The 2,127-nt window shown below is 65.7% G+C and carries 2 protein-coding genes; both read right to left on the bottom strand.

Annotation, left to right across the window (positions count from 1 at the left end; genetic code table 11):
* Window positions 1-660: 660 nt before the first annotated feature.
* Window positions 661-894, bottom strand: a complete 234-nt coding sequence (locus AQJ27_RS46340) for a hypothetical protein (RefSeq protein ID WP_067383726.1) — start codon at window positions 892-894, stop codon at window positions 661-663.
* Between the two features lie 217 nt (window positions 895-1,111).
* Window positions 1,112-1,357: a DUF3761 domain-containing protein gene (locus tag AQJ27_RS60380; RefSeq protein ID WP_167552156.1), complete on the bottom strand. Its 246-nt coding sequence runs from the start codon at window positions 1,355-1,357 to the stop codon at window positions 1,112-1,114.
* Window positions 1,358-2,127 lie beyond the last annotated feature (770 nt).

The following is a 2,127-nucleotide window of genomic DNA, read 5'->3' as shown; positions in this document are numbered from 1 at the left end:
GCCTATCTGCGCGGCCTCTAAGTAGCTGGGCTGTTGGAACAGCGCGAGCTGGGTGCTCGCCGTCGTGTGGACGCGCTGCGGGAGGAGGCCGAACACATCCAGGCCGAGCTGGACGTGGCCGGGTCCGGATCCTCACCCAGCCATGAGCCGCGCTGCGGAAACTGCCTCGCTGGCCACCACAATGCCGGGTACGTTCACCTTGTGTGTTACTACGCCGAGAAGCCCTACAAGCTGCATTACGCGTGCGTGCCCTGCCGCGTCGCGTTCAAGCGGCACCCCGGGCCCGGCGGGCACCGATGCCCCCGATGCTCCGAGCCGACGACCTCTGCTGGCCATGACTTCGCGGCACCACGGCGCCGAGACACCAAAGCGTGGACCGTCGTGGCAGCCGTGCTGGACGCCGGGCTGCGTTACGAGGGCCGCGAACCCTGCGGCTGCGGCAAGGACCCCAAGTTCCGCCCCCGTACCCGGGCCGAGGTGCGAGCACGTCGAATCACAGCGGCACGAACCGGGACTTCTCTCGCTGACGTGCTGGGACGCGTAGATCCACAGACACCCGCATGATCTGACCCGGTGGTGCCCGCGCGGCACATGATCCGCCGCTTCACCCCACGCGATCATTCACGGAGCTGCGGACAGAGCCGTTTTCAAGAATCCCCATCACTGGCTCCAAGAGACCAACGAGACTCTGAAAAACAGCAGCTGGCAGCCTTGAGTCGGCCCGCCGCCCGCGGGGCGTCCATACTGCTCGTGGCTCAGCAGCATGCCCTCGGCGTACGAGCGCTCGCCGTTGAGGATCTCGGCGGTTAGTTCGTCGGTCAGTGAGTCCACCGAGACCGAGAGCCGGTCGAGCAGATCAGTCATGCACGCGTCAGCGCCCAGCGGCATGGTCATGCGTGACGGCGGCCATGACTACATGGCCGTTGACAAGCAACTCGCCGCCCTCGTCCAGCAGCGCCGACAGTTCCTCGTCTCCAGGTTCCACGCCGTGACAACGCAACATCGCCGGACGCGACAACGGGCCGCCAATCAGCCCGCTACGCCAAAATCCGGACAGCAAAAGGCCCGCCTCAACTTCCCTGAGGCGGGCCGACGTTATGCCGTTACCAGATCACCGGTACCAGTACTTCACCCCACGGTGATGCGAACACGTTCCCTGAAAGTGTGCCGAGTACGAGTAGCTGGCGTCCTTGCACTTCGCCATCGCACCACGCGGATGCGTACTGCCCGCCCGGCACGAGCCCGTCGTATGGTGCGCGCACGACGCGGCTGCCGCCGGCGTAGCCGCGGCTACGGGCGCCAGCAGCGCCCCGGCGACAACGAACGCCGCCAGCCCTGCCCTGAGTTTGATGAGCACGGTGTCCCCTCCCGTTTGGTGAGCGCTGATCGTTTCAGGTGTGTTTGACGGCCGGGCTGCGGCAGGGGCCGGGTCACACGAAGAGGGGAAAGGGGCCTATCCCAGCAGGGTTTGCAGGGTGCGTGCGGTATGTGGCGCGGCATGGGCAGCAAACGACCGTCGTGTCCCACGACGTGGTGTGGCGGTTCAAGCGCCACGCGTTCCGGTACCAGGCCCATGACGATCTCCGGAGAGGTGATGGCCCGAGAAGCGGCCCGCTGAGGCGGCTTGAACGTCGGATCGGGCGGAGCCACCGTCCCCGACATGCGGGTTCCGGCGCCTTGATCCCTGCACCACCTGTCGGGACGCCATCCAAACTTGCTGGGCTCGATCCTGAGCCTGCGCAGGAGGCGGCACGGGCATCTCGAGGCAGCATGAAATACAAGGGAGGCAGAGTCGTCAGCCGAGCGGCCACCATGGCGAAGGACTCCCCCTCGTACATCTGGTTGTCGCAACGGATCACGATCAACTCCGCAGTCGGGATCCAGACGTTTGGTGCAACAGTTGATGTGGGAGAGCAGTGCGTGTCACCGGGGAATACGGGTTTAGAGGAACGCTCGTGGGGGATGGGGCCATTTTGCGTGATGTGCGGCTGGGAACGGGCTCGGCGGCAGGGCAACCTCTTGGAAGCGGGGGACGGTGGGGGAGCACCATCGGTTAACACGCGTGCAGAAGTTCTTGGTTGGGGTCGTTGTTGGCGGTGCGGTCGTCATCGCGGGTATCGGCTTCGC

The organism is Streptomyces olivochromogenes (assembly GCF_001514115.1).
In the GTDB taxonomy this organism is placed as follows: Bacteria; Actinomycetota; Actinomycetes; order Streptomycetales; family Streptomycetaceae; genus Streptomyces; species Streptomyces olivochromogenes.
Note: the sequence above shows the minus strand (reverse complement) of the source record. Positions and strands in the feature narration are given on the sequence as shown.